This is a genomic window from Streptomyces sp. NPDC048270, assembly GCF_040652335.1.
Taxonomy (GTDB): domain Bacteria; phylum Actinomycetota; class Actinomycetes; order Streptomycetales; family Streptomycetaceae; genus Streptomyces.
Genome location: NZ_JBEZLV010000002.1, coordinates 319,503 through 340,551, shown reverse-complemented (window position 1 = coordinate 340,551; position 21,049 = coordinate 319,503). Strand labels below are relative to the sequence as shown.

Below are 21,049 nucleotides of genomic sequence, written 5' to 3'. Positions count from 1 at the left end.
GCGCCTGAGGTGCGGCGCCTGAGGTGCGGTGTGTGAACTGCGGTGTGGTGTGTGCGCCGCGGTGTGTGCGCTGTACGGGTTGCGCTTGCCGGGCAGAGTGGCACGGGCGCGCAGCATTGTCAGCGGGCAGTCAGAACGTTCGGTCGGTTCCGGCCATGAAATGGCCAACTACCTTCCCTCTGCGCTGTCATGCGGTGAGCAGCACGCCCGCGTACGAGACGCCCGCCACGACCACCCAGGCCCCCAGCCCGAGCATCGCGGCCCGCCCGCCGGTCCGGGCCAAGGTCGGCAGGTGTACGGCGCTCCCCAGGCCGAACAGGGCCGCCGCGAGCAGGGCCTCCTGCGCCGTGTGCGCCCACTCCAGCGCCAGGTCGGGCAGGGCGCCCGTGGCACGCAGGGCCGCCGCGGCCAGGAACCCGGCCACGAACAGCGGTACCGGGGTCGGCCGACGGCCCGAGGCCGTGCGCACCCCGCGCCGCCTGGCCCGTACGGAGAAGGCGACGGCCGCGACCAGCGGCGCGAGCAGCGCCACCCGCATCAGCTTGACCAGCACCGCTTCGCCCAGGGCGGCCGGGCCCGCGGTCTGGGCGGTGGCCACCACGTGGCCGACGTCGTGGACGCTCGCGCCGATCCACCGGCCGAAGGCCGGGTCGGAGAGCCCCAGGGGCCCTTGCAGGAGGGGGAGCACCGCGATCGCGAGCGTCCCGCACAGGGTCACCAGCGCCACCGAGGCCGCCACGTCCTCCTCGTCGCTCCCGGACACCTCGCTCACCGCACCGATCGCCGAGGCCCCGCAGATCGAGTACCCGGTCGCCACCAACAACGGCTGGTCGCCCGGGAGTCCGAGGCGCCGGCCCAGCCAGAGCGTTCCGAGGAAGGTGGCCGCGACCACCGCGGCGACCATGGCCACCGTCGCCCAGCCGAGCCCCAGGACCTGGTCCAGCCCCAGGCCGAGGCCCAGCAGGACGATGCCGATCCGCATCAGCCGCCGCCCCGCCAGGGAGAGGCCGGGGCGGGCGGCTCCGCGTATGTGACCCCGCAGGCCGGGAAGGTGCGCCACGGCTATGCCCAGCACCACCGACGCGGTCAGCATGGGGACGGCGGGCACCACCCGGTGGATGCACCAGGCCGCCAGAGCTCCCCCCGCGGCCGCCGCCAACCCCCGCCAGACGGTGGATGTTTCACGTGAAACATGCCGGACCGCCACACCTTGGGGGCGGTGGAGGAGCGCCATCAGTCGACGGGGAGCGTGTAGACGCGACGGATGCTGGTGCCAAGCCGGGCGACGTCGGCTCCGTACACGTGCACCGATATCGCTTTCGTACGGCAGGAGTTGCGCACCTTGTGGATGTCCCCGGGCGGGGCGAACCCGCAGACCTCGCCCTGACCGTTGACGACCTCCTCGGTGGCCACGAGCCGGGCCGCGTCCGGCCCGGGCGAGAGCCGGTAGCGGTGTTCGCTCTCCTGGCCCTGGTGCACCCCCGCCACGCACCACGACACGTGGTCGTGGATGCAGGTCTCCTGGCCGGGCAGCCACACCAGCGCCACCACCGAGAAGCTGCCGTCCGACTCGGCGTGCAGCACGTGCTGCCGGTACCGTTCCGGGTCGCCCTCCTGCTGCGTCGGCGTCAGCAGGTCGGGGGCTCCCAGATGGGGGGCGAGACGTTCGCCCACCAGGTACGCGGTGAGGTCCGGAGCCAGCCCCCGGTCCACGACCCTGCGGATCTCACTGACGAGGGCGGCCATCCTCGTGGTCGTACGGGCCGGCGTGGTGGTGGTCATAAGGGCAGCGTCCTGCTGCCGTTCCATCACGTCCAACGACAGTTGTGACCCGAAATCCCAAGCTCTGCTTATGGGTTGGTCAGCAGCCGACCCGGTTCGCGGCCGCGCTCTTCAGTGCGTCGAGTACGACCGCCGTCGCCGGGACGCGCAGGTGGTCGCGGTAGACGTAGGCGGCGATATGGCGGCGGGCCGCGGGCTGGAGCGCCCGCCCGCACACGCGGTTCAGCGACAGGGAGGGCAGCACCAGCGCGGGCATCATGGCCACGCCCAGCCCTTGTCCGACCAGGCTCTGGACCACGAGGTTGTCGTCGGTGGCGAACCGGATGTCGGGGACGAAGCCCAGCTCGGCGCACTCGTGCAGGAGGTTGGCCCGGCAGCGCGGGCAGCCCGCGATCCACTGCTCCTCGGCCAGGTCGGCCAGGTGCACGGCCCGCCGGCGGGCCAGCGGGTGCCCGGTCGGGAGCAGCACCGTCAGCTGGTCCTCCAGCAGCCTGACCTCGGCGACCTCCTCCGGGACCTCCTCGTGCAGCCCGGGATAGGTGAAGGCCAGGGTGATGTCGCACTCCCCGCGCTCCAGCCGGCGCAGCGACTCCGGCGGCTCCCCCTCCAGCAGCTCCACCTGTACGCCCGGGTGCTCCTTGGCCAGCCCGCTCAAGGCCTCGGGGACGAGGGTGACATTGGCGCTGGGAAAGCCGCAGAGCCGTACACGCCCCGTGCGCAGGCGTGCGTACGCCTTGAGCTGGGCCTCGGCGGCGGAGAGGCTGCCGAGGATGGTTTCGGCGTGCCGCGACAGGGACTCACCGGCCTCGGTGAGCTGCATCTTCCTGCCCACCCGGGTGAACAGGGGGGTTCCCACGGCGCGTTCGAGCGCCTTCATCTGCTGGGTGATGGCGGGCTGGGTGTACCCCAGCACGCGGGCGGCCGCCGAGTAGGAGCCTGAGGCGACCACGGTGTGGAACGTCCGTATGTGCCGGGAATCGAACACCCGTGAAGCATAAGCGGACGTTGGGAGGGGCCGTAGGCGGAATCCCGCCTACGGCCCCTCCCAACCAGCCACCGACGCGCGGGACGCGCCCTCTACTTGTCCCCGACCCGCGAGCCCAGGGTGATGTCGACCGTGGTCGGCTTGCCGCCGCGCAGGTAGGTCAGCTTGACCGTGTCGCCGGGCTTGTACGTCCAGATCATGCTGATGAGCGTCGGGCCGCTGTCGACCGGCTTGCCGCCGAACTCGGTGATGATGTCGCCGGGCTTGAGGCCCGCCTTGCCGGCAGGGCCGTTCGGGTCGACCAGGTCGTTGGCGGGCGCGCCCTGCTCGGAGATCTTGGCGCCCTCGGCCTTGGCCTGGAGGTCGACGGAGACCGAGATCACCGGGTAGACCGGCTTGCCCGTCTTGATCAGCGACTCGGCGACGTTCTTCGCCTGGTTGATCGGGATGGCGAAGCCGAGGCCGATCGAACCGGCCTGGCCGCCGCCGAAGCCGCCGTTGCCCGCCGACTGGATGGCGGAGTTGATGCCGATGACGGCGCCGCGCCCGTCGAGGAGGGGGCCGCCGGAGTTGCCCGGGTTGATCGAGGCGTCCGTCTGGAGCGCGCTCATGTACGAGTTCTTGCTGCCGGAGCCGTCCCCGGAGGCGACCGGGCGGTTCTTGGCGCTCACGATGCCGGTGGTGACCGTGTTGGACAGGCCGAAGGGGGCGCCGATCGCAATGGTGGCGTCGCCGACCGCGACCTTCTCGGAGTCGCCGAGCGGCAGCGGCTTGAGGCCCGCCGGCGGCGTCTTCAGCTTGAGGACGGCGACGTCGTAGCCCTGGGCCCGGCCCACGACCTCGGCGTCGTACTTCTTTCCGTCGGAGAAGGTGGCGGTGAGCTTGCCGCCGTTCGCGGCGGAGGCCACGACGTGGTTGTTGGTGAGGATGTGGCCCTGCTGGTCGTAGACGAACCCGGTGCCCGTGCCGCCGTCGCCGTCCCCGGCCGAGGCCTCGATGGTCACCACGCTGGGCAGCGCGCCCGCGGCGAGGCCCGCGATGGATCCGGCGTCCCGCTTGAGGTCCTTCGGGGTGTTGCCCGCGCTGATCGTGGTCGAGCCGGTGGCCTCCTTGCTCCGGTCGGCGGCCCAGTAGCCCACGCCGCCGCCGATGCCGCCGGCCAGGAGCGCAGCCACGAGCACGCCCGCGATCAGGCCGCCCTTGCCCCTCGGCTTGGCCGGCGGGGTGCCGTCCGCGCCGAAGGGGGCTCCCCAGGCACCGCCGCCGTGGCCGCCGCCGGCCCCGTACGCGGGCACCGTGGGCGGCGGGGGCGGCCAGCCCTCGGCTCCGTGGGCGGCCGGGGCGGGGGCGGGCGCCGGGGCCTGGCCGTACGCCGGGGGCACGACCGGGGCGTGGGCCGGCGCCTGGGCCGCCGGGGCGGGAGCAGGCGCCGCGGCCGGAGCCACGGACGGAGCAGCCGCCGGGGGCTCCGGGACGGGCGGGATCTGCTGGGTCGGCTCGCTACCCGGCGCCGCCGTGTGCGGCAGCTGCTGGGTCGCCGGCTCGGCGGCGGGGACCGGTCCGGCCGCCTGCGTCTCGGAGGCCGGAGCAGGGGGTGCGGACGGGGCCGCGGGGGGTGTGGGGGCCGCGGTGCCCTCGTTCTCGGTGCTCACAGCGCTCTCTCCTCGTCACACACGGCTGCAGATTTCTCTGGCGTTATCGGGCCGACTGAACGTTCGACGTGCCGTACAAGTTCCTGGGCAAAGCCTTTCCCATGACCCGTCAGAGCACTGTAAGCCGGACCTGTGCATCTCCTGCCATTCTTTATATCCGGCATTCCGGACGCATCCCCAGGTCCCGGCCCCGACACCGATCGGCCAGTCGGTGGCACCATGACCCAGTGACCCACGCAACGCCGCGCCCCATCCAGGTCGTCGCCCACCGCGGTGCCTCGGAGGACGCTCCCGAGCACACCCTGGCCGCCTACCGCAAGGCCATCGAGGACGGCGCCGACGCCCTCGAATGCGATGTCCGGCTGACGGCAGACGGCCATCTGGTCCTGGTCCACGACCGCCGGGTGAACCGCACCTCCAACGGCCGCGGTGCCGTCTCCGCGCTGGAGCTGGCCGATCTCGCCGCTCTCGACTTCGGCTCCTGGAAGGACCGCGAGGAGTCCCCCGACTGGGACGCGGACCCCGAGCGCACCTCCGTCCTCACGCTGGAGCGGCTGCTGGAGCTGGTCTCCGACGCGGGCCGGCCGGTCGCCCTCGCGATCGAGACCAAGCACCCGACCCGCTGGGCGGGACAGGTGGAGGAGCGCCTGCTCTTCCTGCTCAAGCGGTTCGGCCTGGACGCCCCGGCCACCGAGGGGCCGCACCCCGTGCGGGTGATGAGCTTCTCCGCCCGCTCGCTGCACCGGGTGCGGGCCTCCGCCCCGACGATCCCCACCGTGTACCTGATGCAGTTCATCTCACCCCGGATGCGCGACGGCCGGCTGCCTGCCGGAGTGAAGATCGCCGGCCCCGGGATGCGGATCGTGCGCAACCACCCCGGCTACATCCGCAAACTGCAAGGTGCGGGCCATTCCGTGCACGTCTGGACAGTGAACGATCCCCAAGACGTTCAGCTCTGCGCTGATTTGGGTGTAGAAGCGATCATCACGAACAGACCGCGTCAGGTTCTGTCCCAACTGGGGCGCTGACGTCCCCTTTTGCCCACCTGCCCCTTCCGCCCCGCCGGTAACAGGGTGTGCCCCGGCGCATCCGCTCCGCATCCGATCGGCGCGAATGCGTCAGAGGGCTCCGCCCCGGCGGTTTCCGGTCCAGGCCATTGGGGCATCCAGACCATGCGTGGGGCTAAGGAGGTTCCGGGGGTGGCGTTGGTGGTGGCACAGGAAGTGCCCACGTCGTCGTGCATGGATGTACGCCATGGTCCTGCGGGCGTGGGCGAGGCGAGACACCGGATGCGGGAGCAGTTGCGCATCAGCGGGGTGTCCGAATCGGTCGTGGACGATGCCGTACTGATCCTTTCCGAACTGCTCAGCAACGCTTGCCGTCACGGCAGGCCGCTGGGCGCGCGGGAAGTCGGGGACGGGGAGATACGCGCCGCATGGCGCGTCGACAAGGCGGGACGGCTGACGGTCGAGGTCACGGACGGAGGCGGACCCACCCGCCCGGTCCCGGCCACACCTTCGGTCACCGCACGGGGCGGCCGCGGGCTGAACATCATCAGCGCGCTGGCCCAGGACTGGGGTGTCCGGGATGGAGCGGCGGGTGAGGTCACCGTCTGGGTGATCGTTGCCTGTGGGACCCGGCACGAGGATTTCGCTACGCGCGTTGCGCCCCCGGCGATCGACTTCAGCACGGCCTTCGACGACCTGGATCCGTGAACCAGGATCCGAGGCCGGGATCCGTGACCTGGATCCGCGATCCGTGACCTGGATCCGCGATCCGTCTGCGCAATCCGGATCCGTGCACTAGCGAAGAGCAGCACAGCAACACAGCGGTATCGGACATCGCATCAGGCGGCCGTCCGGGAGCGCACGCCGACCGTGCTCCCGGCCGCACCCCACCGGTTCCGGCGGTACGAACGGCTAGGCTCGCGCCCAGACACGACGCCGTACCGCCGCAACCGGGAGACACGCACGATGGCCAAGAAGCGCCCCGCAGCCAAGACTGCAAAGCCGCAGCTCAACAACGGTGAAATCCCGGTGGTGGGCGCACGCGAGCCCTGTCCCTGCGGATCCGGGCGCCGCTACAAGGCCTGCCACGGCGCAGCCGCCGCGCACGCCGTCACCGAGCACGTACGGCGCCCCTTCGAGGGCCTGCCGGGCGAGTGCGACTGGGTCGCGCTGCGCGAGCTCGTCCCGGCCGCCACGGTTCCGCTGACCCTCAAGGGCGGCCTGCCCGAGGGCGTCCCCTCCGTCACTCTGGTCACCGTGCTCCCCATGGCCTGGCCGGCGCTGCGCCGCGAGGACGGCTCCGTCCTCCTCGGCCTGCAGAACGACTCCTCCAGCGGGGACCTCGGCCGCGACATGGCGGACACCCTCGAGCGTGCGCTCGTGGCGGAGCCCGGTACCCCGGTTCCGGCGCGCCGGGTGCCGGCCGACGGTCCGCGACTTCAGGATCTCCTGGACTCCGACGGCGTTTTCGAGCCGGTTGTGCACACCGGCTTCGAATTCTGGATTCCGGAATCGGAGAGCGCCCAGGGCGCCTCCCCGGAGATCGCCGCCTCGCTGGAGCGGGCCAACGCCGCCGCCATTCCCACCGTCAAGCTGACGGGCGTGGACGCGGCCTACTGGTGCGAGACCCCGGACAAGAACCACCTGCGCTGGGTCATGCCGCACCCCGAGGAGAAGCTGCTCGACGCCCTCGCGCGGCTGCACGCGGCCGGCACCTCCTCGCTCGGCGAGGGCACCAAGCTCGTCGGCTCCTTCCGCGCGCACGGCCTCATGGTTCCCGTCTGGGACCTGCCCACCGGGGTCACGGCCGACGACGTCGAGAAGCCCGCGGCGGCGTTCGCGGAACGGCTGGCCACGGCTCTGGCCTCGGACGCCCCGCTGACCACGGACGAGCGCCGGGCGCGCGGCGGGCTCACCAACCGACAGGTGACCCTCAGCTGACCTGCGCCCTCGCGCAGATCCGGTGACAGGAGTCACAACTCCCGCTAACCGTCTGCAAATCGGTGTCTGAATATCGGAGATCGAATTTGCGTACAGGCGATCTCTTGTTACCGTTCTTGTAGCCCGGTCGCTGGTGCATCCCCCGTCGCCAGCGACCGGGCCTTCACATTTCGACGGTTCTCAACCGTCTGTGGGTGCCGGTGAGTTGCTCCCGGACCTCAGGAGCAGCTTCCCTTCATCATCCGGAACTGCAAATTCCGCTACGGCCGAGTAGCTGTCCGGCGCACCCGCCGAGTTCTCTTTCGGCGTCTCGCACAGCCCCGGCTCGTCGCCCGCGCCGACCGCGCAAAGGATCTGCACCGTGCGCCCCGCGGGTCCCATCACCGTCAGCACGGCGTCCATGGCGCGGCCGCTCGTGTTCCGGTAGTAACTCCGGCCCCACGTCTGGCCCTCACCCGCCAGAACGCACGTCTGCGCCTCAACGCCGTCGGGCGAGGACAGTTCGGGGCCGCACCGGGAATCCGTACGGGGCTGCTCGATGGGGCCCGGCCGTTCGGGCCCGGCCGCCCGGGGCGTCGGCTCCGCCGCACGCGCGGGGGCGGTGGGAGAGGTCCGTGCGGAGTCCGACAGCCCGAGGGTCGAGAACAAGCCGCCGCTTTTTCCGTCATCCTGACCGGCGAAATCCGGCCCGGCGATCGCTCCTGCGAGCGGGAGCGACAAGATGACCAGCACACCGGCGCCGATACCGATCAGGCGGAGATTCATTCGCCGAAGATAGCGATGCGGGAATGGGGCGCGGAGATCCCCGCGCCCAATTCCCTTGGAAACCCGTCCCGCTGGCACCCGTACGAGTGATCCGCACGGATGCCGTCCACCCGGTGGCCATCCGAACCGGGAAGGTCAGTAGGCGAGCCTGCTACCGCCGCCCGGCGCACCGCTGCTCGCCTCGACCAGCGCGTCCACGACCGCCTCCACCTGCGGGAGCCAGAGTTCCGGCGCGCCCCCCGGCCCGGCCGGCTCCGAAGACGGCTCCCGCTCCCACCGGACCCGGCCACCGCTGGACGCGGCGGACGGCGGCAGCAGGAGATATCCGCCCTCGCCGTGGAAACGCAGGGAGGAGGGCACATGATCCTTGGCGTAGAGGATCTCGCCGAGCAGTTCCAGCGAATAGGGCGCCACCAGGAGCGACCACCGCGTGGGGGTGGCCACGACCGGTCCGAGCCGCATGCCCTGGGCGTCCAGTCGCGCGAGGGCGCGCGCGGCCGCGCCCGCCGGCAGGCTCACCGCGCACGGAGCGGTCCCCCCGGTGGCCATCAGGACAGGAGCGGTGGGCCGGTTGGTCCACCACCAGGTCACCATCCGGGGGTCCGTGGTGGCCGCCAGCAGGCCCGGATCGAAGGGGTGCGCGCCGGGGACGACGCAGTCGGGGTCGGGGCAGGCGCAGCGCGAGCCGTCCGCCGCGGACCGCCCGACGCCGGGCAGCACGGGCCACTGCCAGTGGGTGGCGCAGGTGAGCGCCGCTTCGAGGAGAGCCGGCGGCGTGCCGGTCTGTCGCTGGGCGGGGCGCAGGGATTGAAAGCGATCGCGGAGCCGCTGGAGACGCCTTCCGAGGATCTCGCGCATGAGCGCTCGTTCCTTTCCGTTGAACGCCGAGGGCCACATCACACCATGTAAGCGGTCTATCACCACACGTACAGGTTTCGCGTCACTGTCCGCCATATGCAGGTTCACACGGTTCGGGCACTTTGTCATGGAACGTAAGTCCGCACCGGCTGCCGCCGCTAAGGACGACGGCCGTCCCCGGTCGGTTCCCGGCCCCTCGCCGGGAGGTCGCACGGAGCGTCTCAGTGGTGCCGGGATCGTGACGGAACAGGGCCGGCGCCGCACCAACTGGCCCCGGGCACTACCGATTACGTACCCGGACCCCTTGTGGAGCCCGTCCAGTCGACCGCAAAAACCGCCTGCTTCCGGCTTTTTCCGGCCAAGTTCTAGCCTTGGCTGGACAGTGAGTTGCCGTCCCACGGACACCAGGATTCCCACCTGGGCAATGCTGGACATGCATCCGTGTGTGCGTGTAGATGTGGATTCCTTGATGGCGGCGCAGCACGATCTGGGGGTTTGCGATGCTATATGGCGAATCGCACCAGGTGGAAAGGCGGACGCCATGAGCGCCCCGCATCTGCCGAAAGTGGCTGGAATCGATCCAACGGTTACGACGCCACCGCACACTGTGGCGCCCACGCCCGCCCGGACCACCCCCGCCCCGGCCCCGGTGCCCGGCCCGGGCGGTCTCATCCAGGACCGGCTGGCGGGCATGGTCTCGGACCTCACCACCCTCCACGAGCTCACCGAGCGCCTGGCCCGCACGGGCGATCTCGAGTCCGCCCTCCACGAGTTCCTGCGCGCCGGTGCCGCGCTCGTCGGCGCCCGCCGCGGCCTGATCGTCCTGGAGCCCTCCGACGGGCTCGGCCCCACGAACACGATCGGCCTCGGACTCGGCCACGCCGACCTCGGCCACATCGAGACCGTGCCGCGCAGCGCGACCTCGTACGGCCGCATCCTCGACGGCCTGCCCGACGCCCACGGCGGCTCCGAGGTGCTCCCCGAACCCGGCGAGCCTCCCGGCACCGGAGGCTTCGCCGCCCCCGTCGACCCCCGCCACCGCGAGGTGGCCGCCCGCCTGGGCTACGCCGCCAGCTACGCGCTCCCGCTGACCGCCGAGGCCACCGGCCGGCTCGGCGCCGCCGTCTGGCTCTACGACGAGCAGGCCGAGCCCAACGACCGCCAGCGCGACCTCGTCGGGCTGTACGTGCGGCACGCCGCCGAGCACCTCGCCCGGATGCTGGAGGTCGAGCGCTCCCGTTCGCGCCTGGCCACCGTCACCGAGGAACTGCTGCCCAGCCGCCTCCCCCGCGTCCCCGGCGTCGAGCTCGCCGCCCGCCACCACACCGGACCGCTCGGCGGGGGCGACTGGTACGACGCCCTGCCGCTGCCCGAGGGCGCCCTGGGCCTGGCCGTCGGCTCCGTCACCGGATCGGGGCCCAGCGCCGTCGCCGCGATGGGGCGGCTGCGGGCCTCGCTGCGCGCCTACGCCGTCATGGAGGGCGAGGACCCGGTGGCGGTCCTGTCCGACCTGGAACTGCTGCTGCGCCTCACCGAGCCCGCACGCTCGGCCACCGCGCTGTTCGCCTACTGCGAGCCCGCCCTGCGGAAGATCATCCTGGCCGGCGCCGGACACGCCCCGCCGCTGCTCATCGGCGAGCGCCGCACCGAGTACGTGGAGACCTCGCTCTCCGCACCGCTCGGGATGCTGTCCTGCTGGGAGGCGCCGAGCGTGGAGATCGAGCCCGCACCGGGAGAAACGGTGCTGCTGTACACGGACGGGCTGCTGCGCCGCACCGGCGACCAGATGGACCGCGCCTACGCCCGGCTGCACGCGGCGGCCGCCTCGGTCCCCCGTACCGCCCGGGAGAACCCGGCCGCCCTCTGCGACCACATCCTGCGGACCGTGCTGCCCGACGGGGACCCGGCCGACCTCCCCGAGGACATCGTCCTGCTCGCCGCCCGGTTCGAGTGAGCGCGGACGCCGCGGCGGGTGCGACGGTGCGAGCCGTGCGACGGGTGCGCCGGCTCTGACCGGTGCGACCGGTGCGACCGGTGCGACCGGTGCGACCGGTGCGATCAAAACGGTCGTTTGTGCGATAAAGCACACGGGGCCCCGGGTGCTCGCACATACGATGGACAAGGGCCCCACCCCGGTCCGTGCCTGTCGTCGTAGCTGAGGAGAATGACGTGGCTGACGAGCTCACCCCGGAGACCCCGGAAGAAGAGCAGCCCAAGAAGACGCACAAGCAGCGCAAGAACGGTCTGTACCCGGGCGTCAGCGACGAACTCGCCGAGAGCATGCGCACCGGCTGGGCCGACACCGAGCTGCGCGGGCTGGAGCCCATCGCCCAGGCCGCGCACACCGCCGCCCGCCGCGCCGCGCTCTCCGCGCGCTTCCCCGGCGAGCGCCTCGTCGTCCCCGCGGGCCGCCTGAAGACCCGCTCCAACGACACCGAGTACCCCTTCCGCGCCTCGACCGAGTACGCGTACCTCACCGGCGACCAGACCGAGAACGGCGTCCTGGTCCTGGAGCCCACCGGGGAGACCGGCCACAAGGCCGCCGTCTACCTGCTGCCGCGCTCCAACCGCGAGAACGGCGAGTTCTGGCTCTCGGGCCAGGGCGAGCTGTGGGTCGGCCGGCGCCACTCCCTCACCGAGGCCGAGCAGCTCCTGGGCATCCCCGCCAAGGACGTCCGCGAGCTCGCCGAGGCGCTCACCGAGGCCGAGGGCCCGGTGCGCAACGTGCGCGGCCACGACGCCGTCATCGAGTCCGCCCTCACCGACAAGGTGACCAAGGAGCGCGACGAGGAGCTGCGCGTCTACCTCTCCGAGGCCCGCGCGGTGAAGGACGACTTCGAGATCGGCGAGCTGCAGAAGGCCGTCGACTCCACCGTCCGCGGCTTCGAGGACGTCGTGAAGGTCCTCGACAAGGCCGAGGCCACGTCCGAGCGCTACATCGAGGGCACCTTCTTCCTGCGCGCCCGCGTCGAGGGCAACGACGTCGGCTACGGCTCCATCTGCGCCGCCGGCCCGCACGCCTGCACCCTGCACTGGGTCCGCAACGACGGCGACGTCCGCTCCGGCGACCTGCTGCTGCTCGACGCCGGTGTGGAGACCCACTCGCTCTACACCGCCGACGTCACGCGCACGCTGCCCATCAACGGCACCTACAGCGACATCCAGCGCAAGATCTACGACGCGGTGTACGAGTCCCAGGAAGCCGGCATCGCCGCGGTCAAGCCGGGCGCCAAGTTCCGCGACTTCCACGACGCCTCCCAGCACGTGCTGGCCGAGAAGCTCGTCGAGTGGGGTCTGCTGGAGGGCCCGGTGGAGCGGGTCCTGGAACTCGGCCTGCAGCGCCGCTGGACCCTGCACGGCACCGGCCACATGCTCGGCATGGACGTCCACGACTGCGCCGCCGCGCGCACCGAGGCGTACGTCGACGGCACGCTGGAGCCGGGCATGTGCCTCACCGTCGAGCCCGGTCTGTACTTCCAGGCCGACGACCTGACCGTGCCCGAGGAGTACCGCGGCATCGGCGTCCGGATCGAGGACGACATCCTCGTCACGGAGGACGGCAACCGGAACCTGTCGGCCGGGCTGCCCCGCACCTCGGTCGAGGTCGAGGCCTGGATGGCGCGCCTCAAGGGCTGACGAGCGGTCCCGGCGCGTCATCGGCGCCACGGTGGGCGGGATTCCGGCAAGGGGTCCCGCCCACCGGTGTCCCTACGACACCTTGAGCAGTGCGTCCTCGCGCCACTTCAGCATCTTGTCGAAGCTCACGACCGCGCCGCGGCCGGGCCGGTTGCGGAAGCGGACGTGGTCGGCGAGTTCCTCGATCAGGTGCATGCCCCGGCCGTTCTCGGCCAGCGAGGGTCTGCGCCGGGCCACCGCCGACGGCGGGAACCCGGGACCCGAATCGGTCACCTCGATGCGGCAGCAGTCCCCGTCCAGATAGGCCGTGACGTGGTACGCCTCGGTATCGTCCGGGATTCCGCCGCTCCCGCCGTGCTCCACGGCGTTCGCACACGCCTCGCTGAGCGCCACCGAGAGGTCGTAGGAGATGTCCGGGTCCACCCCCGCGGTCTCCATCGTCCCGAGCAGCAGTCGCCTGGCGAGCGGCACGCTCGCGGCTTCGCGCCTCAAGTGGAGAGACCACCAGATGCTCATACGGTTACCTATTGCCGCCCATGGGGGACCGTAAGCGCCCAAAGGGCTCCGAGAGCCCGATTGCCCCCGTTCGGCCGATGCGGCTCTCCCGGGATCCGGTATATGCGGCGATGGCCGCGCGGTCCTGCGGCAACACCGCCGCGGCAGGTCCCATGACGGACTCATGGGACCTTACGGACCTGCCGTATGGAGGGCCTAAGGGCAGTGCGATGATGGCCCGGCCATGACTGCCCCCCACGCGACGCACGCCGGAGCCGGCCTCCGGCTCATCCGGGCCGCGGTGTTCACCGCGGTCTGTGTCGTGCTGTCCGCGGCGGGGCACGCCCTGGCGTCCTGTGCCACGGTGCCGTGGTGGTCCCTGTGCCTCGGGTTCCTCGGCGTCTTCGCGGTCGCCGCGCCGCTCGCCGGACGTCGGCGCTCGCTGCCCGGCATCGCGGCCGGGCTGGCCGCCGGACAGCTCGCGCTGCACACGGTGTTCGGCCTCGGCCAGCACGGCGCCGCTGCGGCGTCGGCGGCCCGGAGCCCCGCCCCCACTGCCGACAGCTCGCTGGCCGAGCTCGCCGCGCGGCTGGTGTGCGGGGGCAATTCCGTACCGCTCAGCCCGGCGGACGCCCGGCAGATCCTGACGACCGCCGGGCTGGACCCGGCCGCCCTGGCCGCGGAGGCCGCACAGGCGGGACAGCTCGCCGCGCAGGGCCACGGGGCGCACGCCCACGTGGCGCAGGCGGTCACCACGGCGCCCGCGACCGGCCTGTTCAGCCCCGCCATGCTGCTCGGCCACCTGCTGGCCGCGCTGGCCGCCGGCTGGCTCCTCGGCCGCGGCGACGCCGCGCTCTTCCGTCTCGTCGAACTGTCCCGGCTGTCCGCCGAAGCCGACCCGGTGCGCCCGCTGCGGGCCGCGCTGGCCTTCGTACGCGCCCTCGGCGCCGGGCTCGCGGGCACGCCGGCCGGTATCCCGCTGGTCCCGCGGACCGCAGCCGGTCCCGCGGCCGCAACCGGCCGTGAGGCGCTCCAGCACGCGGTGATCAGGCGCGGACCGCCCCCGGCGCTCGCCCTCGCAGCCTGACGCGGCACCCTCCTCCCCGGACACACGACGGGAGCACCGGTGCCGCGAACTCCGCGCGCACCCGTGCGCGGAGCCACCGTCACCCCTGCTTCCGTGGAGTGTTTCTGCCATGAAGACCTCTCGCGTCTCCTTCGCCGCCGCCCTCGCCGCCGGCAGCGTCCTCCTGCTGTCCGGCCCCGCCCTCGCACACGTCGGCGTACAGCCCGGCGAAGCCGCCAAGGGCGGCTACGCGACGATCGACTTCAAGGTCCCCAACGAGCGCGACAACGCCTCGACCACGCAGCTGGAGGTCAACTTCCCGGTCGACCAGCCGCTCACGTCCGTCATGCCGCAGGACGTTCCCGGCTGGACCGTGACGGTCGAGAAGAGCAAGCTCGACAAGCCGCTCACCGTCCACGGCAAGCAGATCAACGAGGCCGTCACCAAGGTCACCTGGTCCGGCGGCAAGATCGAGCCCGGCAAGTTCCAGCAGTTCCCCCTCTCCGTGGGCAAGCTCCCCGAGAACGCGGACCAGATGGTCTTCAAGTCCATCCAGACCTACGACAACGGCGAGGTCGTCCGCTGGATCGAAGAGGCCAAGGAAGGCGCCGCGGAACCGCAGAACCCCGCGCCCGTCCTGAAGCTGACCGCCGCCAAGGGCGCCGATCACCACGATGCCGGCGACAAGAACGCCGACAAGGGCACCGGCAAGAACGCCAAGGACGAGCACGGCCACGACCAGGCCGACGCGAAGCACGGCTCCGACACGACCGCGCGCGCCCTCGGCATCGCCGGCATCGTCATCGGGCTCGGCGGTGTCGCCTTCGGCGTCGCCTCGCGTCGCCGCTCCGCCTGACGGCCGCGACCCGTCGCCCCGCCGTTCCCGAACATCCGTCACATCCCCGATCCCAGGGACATCTCTCCATGCGCACCACACGCGTGACGGTCGCCGCACTCCTCGCGGCGGCCGCACTCACCCTGACCGCCTGCGGCGGCGAGACCGCCAAGCCCGGCTCGGTCAACCAGATCTCCGGCGGCCAGAGCAACACCAAGGCCGCGACCGTGCTGGACCGCCCGTTCACCAAGCCGGAGCTGGTCCTCACCGACACCACGGGCAAGCCGTGGAACCTGCGCGAGCAGACCAAGGGCAAGCCGACGCTCATCTACTTCGGCTACACCCACTGCCCCGACGTGTGCCCGCTGACGATGAGCAACATCGCCGTCGCCAAGAAGGCACTCCCGAAGGCCGACCAGGACAACCTCCAGGTCGTCTTCGTCACCACCGACCCCGAACGGGACACTCCCGACTCCCTCGCCTCGTGGCTCAAGAACCAGGACCCGGCCTTCACCGGACTCACCGGGGACTTCGCCACCATCCAGGCCGCCGCGCGCTCGCTCGGCATCGGCATCGAGGCCGCCAAGACGGATGCCAACGGCAACGTCGTCTCCATGCACGGCGCCCAGGTCATCGCGTTCTCGCCCAAGACCGACGAGGGCTACGTCCTCTACGGCGAGGGCACGACCGTCGACGACTACACCAAGGACCTGCCGAAGATCATCAAGGGAGAGAACCCGTGAACGCCCGCACCACCCGCACCCTCGCCGCCGCCCTCTCCCTGACGGCAGCGCTCGCCATATCCGGGTGTTCCGGCTCCGAGGACGGGTCCTCCGATCCCGCGCCGGCGGTCAGCGGCGCCTTCATGCCCCAGCCGGTCAACGACAAGATGGCCGGCGCGTTCATGGTCATCAAGAACGACTCCAAGACCGCCGACAAGCTCACCGGCGTCTCTTCCCCGCTCTCCGACGATCTGCAGATCCACGAGACGAAGAACCAGAAGATGCAGCAGGTCCCGTCCCTGGACCTGCCCGCCAACGGCGAGCTCAAGCTGGAGCGCGGCGGCGACCACATCATGTTCATGGGGCTCAAGAGCACGCCGAAGGTCGGCGACAAGGTCACCGTCGAGCTGCGCTTCGAGAAGGCCGGCCCGGTCAAGGTCGAGCTCGATGTGAAGGAACGGACGTACACCGGGCAGGCTCCGACATCCACCGCCGGCAACGGCCACTGACGGACCGAGGAAGCGACTCGCCATGACGGCCACCGCCCCCGCCCCCTCCACGGTGCACACCCGGGCCGCAGCCCTGCTGCCGCGGCTCGTGCTGGTCCTCGCGGCCCTGCTGGCAGCCCTGTTCACCGCGGCCTCCCCGGCCTCGGCACACGCCGCACTCACCGCGAGCGACCCCGCGGACGGGGCGGTGGTCGCCACGGCCCCCGCCCAGGTCACGCTCTCCTTCTCGGAGCAGGTCGCCCTGGGCGACGACTCCATCCGCGTGCTCGACCCCCAGGGCAAGCGCGTGGACACCGGCGAACTACGCGACATGTGCAGCGGGAACACCATCCGCTACGGCACGGCGCTGCGCCCCGGGCTGCCCAACGGCACGTACACGGTCGCCTGGCAGGCCGTCTCCGCCGACAGCCACCCGATCTCCGGCGCCTTCACCTTCTCCATCGGAGCGCCCTCCGCCACCGAGGTCACCCTGCCCGCAGCCCAGGCGGGCGGCGGGCCGGTAGGCATCGCGTACGGCATCGCCCGCTACGCCGCATACGCCGGCTTCACCGTCCTCGTCGGCGGCGCGGCCTTCATCCTGCTGTGCTGGCGCCGGGGCGCCGCCGAACCTCCGCTCCAGAAGCTCGTCGTACGCGCCTGGGTGACCCTGACGGCCGCCACCCTCGCCATGCTCGTGCTCCGCGCCCCCTACACCGGGTCCGGGAAGTTCGCCGACGTCTTCGACCTCGAAGGCCTGAAGGCCGTCCTGGAGACCAAGACCGGCGCCTCGCTGGTCTCGCGGCTGCTCCTGCTGGGCGCCGCGGCCCTCTTCATCGCGGTCCTCTTCGGCGTCTACGCACGCCGGCAGGGCGCCCCCACCGCCGTGACCGCTGAGGACGGCGCGGTGGAGGGCGCGAAGCGGGACGTGGAGAAGGACCGGGACACCGGGGACCGGGACACCGAGGCCCGGGACACCAACGACCTCACCTTCGGCCTGGGCATCGGCGGGGCCGTCGTATCCGCCGGGATCGCCGCCACCTGGGCCCTGTCCGAGCACGCGTCCACGGGCATCCAGCCGGGCATCGCCATGCCGGCCGACATCCTGCACCTGCTCGCCGTGGCCACCTGGCTCGGCGGGCTCGCCGCCCTGCTCGTGGCCCTGTACAAGGTCCCCGGAATCGAGCGGGCGGCCGTCCGGCACTTCTCCCAGGTCGCCTTCGTCAGCGTGCTGGTGCTCGCGGTCACCGGCGTCTACCAGTCCTGGCGCCAGCTGGGCAGCTGGTCGGCACTGACCGGCACCTCGTACGGGCAGCTGCTGCTCCTGAAGCTCGGCCTGGTGGCCGTCCTCGTCGGCATCGCGTACCTGTCCCGCAAGTGGACCGCACGGCTCGCCGACGCTTCCGCGGACGGCGCCGTTGTTTCACGTGAAACACCGACCGCGTCGGCCGATGTTTCACGTGAAACAGAGCCGGTCGCCGTGCCCGCCGACCCTCGACGGGCAGCCCAGCTCGCCCGGCAGCGCGCCGCCCTCGAGAGCGCACGCGAGAAGCGGGTCCGCGACGCCGATCCGGACCGTGCGGGCCTGCGCCGCTCCGTCCTCGCCGAGGCGGGTGTCGCCGTGGCACTGCTCGCCGTCACCACGGTGCTCACGAGCACCGAGCCCGGTCGCACCGTGGAGCAGGAGTCCTCCCGGGGTTCCGCCGCGACGGCGGTCCCGGACCGCGCCGTGAAGATCACCCTGCCCTTCGACACCGGCGGCCGGAACGGCAAGGGCAACGTCCGCCTCGAGCTCGACCCGGGGCGGGTCGGTGCCAACACCCTGCACCTCTGGGCCGACTCCGCAGAGGGCACGCCGCTGGACCTCCCTGAGGTCAAGGTGTCCTTCACCCTCCCGGCGAAGGACATCGGCCCGCTGCCCCTCCTGCCCGAACGCGCCGCTCCGGGGCACTGGACGGCGTCCGGTGTGCAGCTTCCGCTCGCCGGCGAGTGGCGCATCGACGTGACCGTCCGCACGTCCGACATCGACCAGACGACCGTCCACAAGACCGTGAAGATCGGCTGACCAGCGTGACCGAGAGCACCACCGACATCGAGATCTCCCGCCGCCGGCTGCTGGGCACCGTCGGCGCCGCAGGGGCCGCCGGGCTCGCACTGGGCGCCGCCGGCGGCGCGCTCGCCCATTCCGCGCTCGCCGACTCCGGGAGCGGCTCAGCCTCCGGGGCCGCCGGCAGCCTCTCCTCGCTCGGCGCCACCCAGGTCGCCTTCCACGGCGACCACCAGGCCGGCATCACCACGCCCCTGCATTCCACGGGGCACCTCCTCGCCTTCGACCTCACCGCGGGTGCGGGCCGGACGGAGGCCGCCGCACTGCTGCGGCGCTGGTCCGAGACCGCCCGCCGGCTGATGGCCGGGGAGACCGCGCCGACCGGCGACACCGGGGTCGCCCTCGACGCCGGGCCGTCCTCCCTGACCGTCACCTTCGGCTTCGGCCACTCCTTCTTCGAGCGCACGGGCCTCACCGCCCGCCGTCCCGCCGCCCTGGACCCGCTGCCGGACTTCTCCTCGGACCGCCTCGACGCCCAGCGCAGCAACGGCGACCTGTGGGTCCAGATCGGCGCCAACGACGGACTCGTCGCCTTCCACGCCCTGCGCGCGCTCCAGAAGGACGCCGGGGAGGCGGCCCGCGTCCGCTGGCAGATGAACGGCTTCAACCGCTCCCCCGGCGCCACGGCCTCCCCGATGACCGCCCGCAACCTCATGGGCCAGGTCGACGGAACGGGCAACCCGAAGCCCTCCGAGCCCGACTTCGACAAGCGGATCTTCGTGCCCGCCGCCGGCCCGGGGCCCACCGAGCACGCCTGGATGGCGGGTGGCTCGTACGCCGTCGTCCGGCGCATCCGGATGCTCCTCGACGACTGGGACAAGCAGTCCCTCGCCCAGCAGGAGCAGGTGATAGGCCGTACCAAGGCCACCGGCGCCCCGCTGACCGGCGGCGGCGAGACCACCGAGATGGCACTCGACAAGTTGGGGGCCGACGGCAAGCCGGTCATCGCGTCCAACGCACATGCCCGGATCACCGCCCCCGAGCAGAACGGCGGAGCCGCCATGCTGCGGCGCCCCTTCTCCTTCCATGACGGGATCGGCCCGGACGGTGCGCCCGACGCGGGGCTCCTCTTCGTGTGCTGGCAGGCCGATCCGCTGCGCGGGTTCGTCCCCGTCCAGCGCAAGCTCGACCGCGGTGACGCACTGTCGGCCTTCATCCGCCACGAGTCCAGCGGCCTCTACGCGGTGCCGCCCGGTCCCCGCACCGGCGAGTACGTGGGGCAGCGGCTGCTCGAAGGGTGAACAGCACCCCGGCGGGCAGCACCCCGGCATTAGGCTGACCGCATGTCGGCCACCCGCTTCACGTATCTCGGACCCGAGGGCACTTTCACCGAAGCAGCCCTGCGCACACTGCCGGAAGCAGCCACCCGGGAGCTCGTCCCGATGGTGTCGGTCCCGGCCGCCCTGGACGCCGTGCGCAACGGCGAGGCCGCCGCCGCCCTGGTGCCGATCGAGAACTCGGTGGAGGGCGGGGTCACCGCCACCCTCGACGAGCTGGCCTCCGGCGAACCGCTGATGATCTACCGGGAGGTGCTGCTGCCCATCGCCTTCGCGCTGCTGGTGCGCCCCGGTACCTCCCTGTCGGACGTCAAGACGGTCACCGGCCACCCGGTGGCCCAGCCGCAGGTCCGCAACTGGCTGCGGGCGAACCTGCCCGAGGCGGTGTGGGAGTCGGCCGCCTCGAACGCCGACGGCGCCCGGCTGGTCCAGGAGGGCCGCTTCGACGCGGCCTTCGCCGGCGAGTTCGCCGCCGCCACCTACGGGCTCGTCCCGCTGGTCACCGAGATCCATGACGCCGAGAACGCCGAGACCCGGTTCGTGCTCGTCGGCCGTCCCGCCCGGCCCGCCGCTCCGACCGGCGCCGACAAGACCTCGGTCGTGCTGTGGCTCGGCGACGACCACCCCGGTGCGCTGCTGGAGCTCCTCCAGGAGTTCGCCGTGCGCGGGGTGAACCTGATGCTGATCCAGTCCCGGCCCACGGGTGAGGGCATCGGCAACTACTGCTTCGCGGTCGACGCCGAGGGCCACATCTCCGACCGTCGTGTCAGCGAGGCCCTCATGGGCCTCAAGCGCACCTGCCCCCAGGTCCGCTTCCTCGGGTCCTATCCGCGTGCGGGTGTCGCGCAGGGTGACGTCCGGGCGCCGCGGCCCGGCACCTCCGATGGCGATTTCACGGCCGCCGCCGACTGGCTGACGCGCTGCCTCGACGGCCGGGCCTGAGGCTTCGTCCACTGTCCACAGAGTTATCCACAGGCCGAGATGGGGACCTGGGGACAAGTCGACAGAGCGGCACGACAAGGTCGACAAATCGGTCTCAGGGCGCAGGTTTCGCGCTGGAGAGCGGAAGGTGAACGGCGTCACCCCCGTATCGCAGATCAACTCTTTGGGGCGAGTCATTCCCACCCGAATGAGTGTGTGAGGGTGGTTTGAACCCTGATCGGGCCCGACCGGCCACCGGTTGCTAATGATCTATTCGCGTGTCCACAGATGTGGCACACAGCCTGTGGATAAGATCCGCCGCCGGGTAATTCCTGTGGACAAGGAACCGCTTCCGGCCCTGCTCAGGCACCGCGCACCGGTCGGCGATGTGCCCCTTTTCAGGGAATGGGCCCGGTTTTATTGACCGCCCGAGAAGGATCGCTTCCAGCCAGCAGCCAAGACTTATGCATTCGCGGCAATTAGGACATAGCGACACGCAGCGTGATATCGGTGTG

18 protein-coding genes and 1 pseudogene are annotated in these 21,049 nt (G+C 71.8%); 12 read left to right on the top strand and 7 right to left on the bottom strand.

All coding sequences use genetic code 11. From position 1 onward, the window contains the following. Positions 1 to 187 precede the first annotated feature (187 nt). The 4 genes from AB0D66_RS02995 to AB0D66_RS02980 form a co-directional block, all read right to left on the bottom strand. Positions 188 to 1,234 carry a putative sulfate exporter family transporter gene (locus tag AB0D66_RS02995; RefSeq protein ID WP_362295697.1) on the bottom strand — a complete coding sequence of 349 codons (1,047 nt, stop codon included), beginning with the start codon at positions 1,232 to 1,234 and terminating at the stop codon, positions 188 to 190. Next, positions 1,234 to 1,782, bottom strand: a complete 549-nt coding sequence (locus AB0D66_RS02990; RefSeq protein ID WP_362295694.1) for a cysteine dioxygenase family protein — start codon at positions 1,780 to 1,782, stop codon at positions 1,234 to 1,236. The genes AB0D66_RS02995 and AB0D66_RS02990 overlap by 1 nt, the downstream gene beginning before the upstream one ends. 79 nt (positions 1,783 to 1,861) lie before the next feature. Then, positions 1,862 to 2,767, bottom strand: coding sequence for a LysR substrate-binding domain-containing protein (locus AB0D66_RS02985; RefSeq protein ID WP_362295691.1), 906 nt, complete (start codon positions 2,765 to 2,767; stop codon positions 1,862 to 1,864). Positions 2,768 to 2,859: 92 nt separating this feature from the next. Next, positions 2,860 to 4,419 (bottom strand): trypsin-like peptidase domain-containing protein, encoded by a 1,560-nt coding sequence (locus AB0D66_RS02980; protein ID WP_362295688.1) that lies wholly within the window; start codon positions 4,417 to 4,419, stop codon positions 2,860 to 2,862. A 227-nt stretch (positions 4,420 to 4,646) separates the two neighbouring features. Between AB0D66_RS02980 and AB0D66_RS02975 the strand changes: the two genes are divergently transcribed. The 3 genes and pseudogenes from AB0D66_RS02975 to AB0D66_RS02965 all read left to right on the top strand — a co-directional run bounded on the left by AB0D66_RS02975 (position 4,647) and on the right by AB0D66_RS02965 (position 7,367). Continuing rightward, entirely contained in the window at positions 4,647 to 5,447 is an 801-nt protein-coding gene (locus tag AB0D66_RS02975) for a glycerophosphodiester phosphodiesterase (RefSeq protein WP_362295686.1), read from the top strand. A gap of 85 nt (positions 5,448 to 5,532) precedes the next feature. Further along, positions 5,533 to 6,134: pseudogene (locus tag AB0D66_RS02970) on the top strand (ATP-binding protein). Positions 6,135 to 6,392: 258 nt separating this feature from the next. Then, positions 6,393 to 7,367: a DUF5926 family protein gene (locus AB0D66_RS02965; RefSeq protein ID WP_362295683.1), complete on the top strand. Its 975-nt coding sequence runs from the start codon at positions 6,393 to 6,395 to the stop codon at positions 7,365 to 7,367. Positions 7,368 to 7,547: 180 nt separating this feature from the next. Here AB0D66_RS02965 and AB0D66_RS02960 read toward each other — a convergent pair whose 3' ends face one another. Together AB0D66_RS02960 and AB0D66_RS02955 are read right to left on the bottom strand one after the other, a co-directional pair. Beyond that, on the bottom strand, positions 7,548 to 8,132 hold the full coding sequence (locus AB0D66_RS02960; protein WP_362295680.1) for a hypothetical protein: 585 nt from the start codon (positions 8,130 to 8,132) through the stop codon (positions 7,548 to 7,550). A 135-nt stretch (positions 8,133 to 8,267) separates the two neighbouring features. Continuing rightward, on the bottom strand, positions 8,268 to 8,990 hold the full coding sequence (locus AB0D66_RS02955) for a bifunctional DNA primase/polymerase (protein WP_362295677.1): 723 nt from the start codon (positions 8,988 to 8,990) through the stop codon (positions 8,268 to 8,270). Positions 8,991 to 9,414: 424 nt separating this feature from the next. On the opposite strand from AB0D66_RS02955, the gene AB0D66_RS02950 reads away from it, so the two are divergent. Both AB0D66_RS02950 and AB0D66_RS02945 read left to right on the top strand, forming a co-directional pair. Next, on the top strand, positions 9,415 to 10,944 hold the full coding sequence (locus AB0D66_RS02950; protein WP_362295674.1) for a PP2C family protein-serine/threonine phosphatase: 1,530 nt from the start codon (positions 9,415 to 9,417) through the stop codon (positions 10,942 to 10,944). Positions 10,945 to 11,159: 215 nt separating this feature from the next. Continuing rightward, positions 11,160 to 12,626 (top strand): aminopeptidase P family protein, encoded by a 1,467-nt coding sequence (locus AB0D66_RS02945; protein WP_362295671.1) that lies wholly within the window; start codon positions 11,160 to 11,162, stop codon positions 12,624 to 12,626. A 72-nt stretch (positions 12,627 to 12,698) separates the two neighbouring features. On the opposite strand, the gene AB0D66_RS02940 is transcribed toward AB0D66_RS02945, so the two are convergent. Further along, positions 12,699 to 13,142, bottom strand: a complete 444-nt coding sequence (locus AB0D66_RS02940; RefSeq protein ID WP_362295668.1) for an ATP-binding protein — start codon at positions 13,140 to 13,142, stop codon at positions 12,699 to 12,701. Positions 13,143 to 13,365: 223 nt separating this feature from the next. Between AB0D66_RS02940 and AB0D66_RS02935 the strand changes: the two genes are divergently transcribed. From AB0D66_RS02935 to pheA, 7 genes are all read left to right on the top strand, one after another. Further along, positions 13,366 to 14,208, top strand: coding sequence for a hypothetical protein (locus tag AB0D66_RS02935; RefSeq protein WP_362295665.1), 843 nt, complete (start codon positions 13,366 to 13,368; stop codon positions 14,206 to 14,208). Between the two features lie 109 nt (positions 14,209 to 14,317). Beyond that, positions 14,318 to 15,043 carry a YcnI family protein gene (locus AB0D66_RS02930; protein WP_362295662.1) on the top strand — a complete coding sequence of 242 codons (726 nt, stop codon included), beginning with the start codon at positions 14,318 to 14,320 and terminating at the stop codon, positions 15,041 to 15,043. 68 nt (positions 15,044 to 15,111) lie between these two features. Beyond that, on the top strand, positions 15,112 to 15,765 hold the full coding sequence (locus tag AB0D66_RS02925; protein WP_362295659.1) for an SCO family protein: 654 nt from the start codon (positions 15,112 to 15,114) through the stop codon (positions 15,763 to 15,765). Continuing rightward, a complete protein-coding gene (locus AB0D66_RS02920) occupies positions 15,762 to 16,253 on the top strand; it encodes a copper chaperone PCu(A)C (protein ID WP_362295656.1) in 492 nt (163 codons plus the stop codon). Before AB0D66_RS02925 ends, AB0D66_RS02920 begins: the two co-directional genes overlap by 4 nt. 22 nt (positions 16,254 to 16,275) lie before the next feature. After that, the gene (locus AB0D66_RS02915) at positions 16,276 to 18,294 is read left to right on the top strand and encodes a copper resistance protein CopC (protein WP_362295653.1); all 2,019 of its coding nucleotides are present in this window, start codon (positions 16,276 to 16,278) and stop codon (positions 18,292 to 18,294) included. 5 nt (positions 18,295 to 18,299) lie between these two features. Further along, positions 18,300 to 19,577, top strand: a complete 1,278-nt coding sequence (gene efeB, locus AB0D66_RS02910) for an iron uptake transporter deferrochelatase/peroxidase subunit (protein ID WP_362295650.1) — start codon at positions 18,300 to 18,302, stop codon at positions 19,575 to 19,577. 42 nt (positions 19,578 to 19,619) lie between these two features. Beyond that, complete coding sequence (gene pheA / locus AB0D66_RS02905; RefSeq protein WP_362295647.1) at positions 19,620 to 20,555, top strand: prephenate dehydratase; 936 nt, start codon at positions 19,620 to 19,622, stop codon at positions 20,553 to 20,555. Positions 20,556 to 21,049 lie beyond the last annotated feature (494 nt).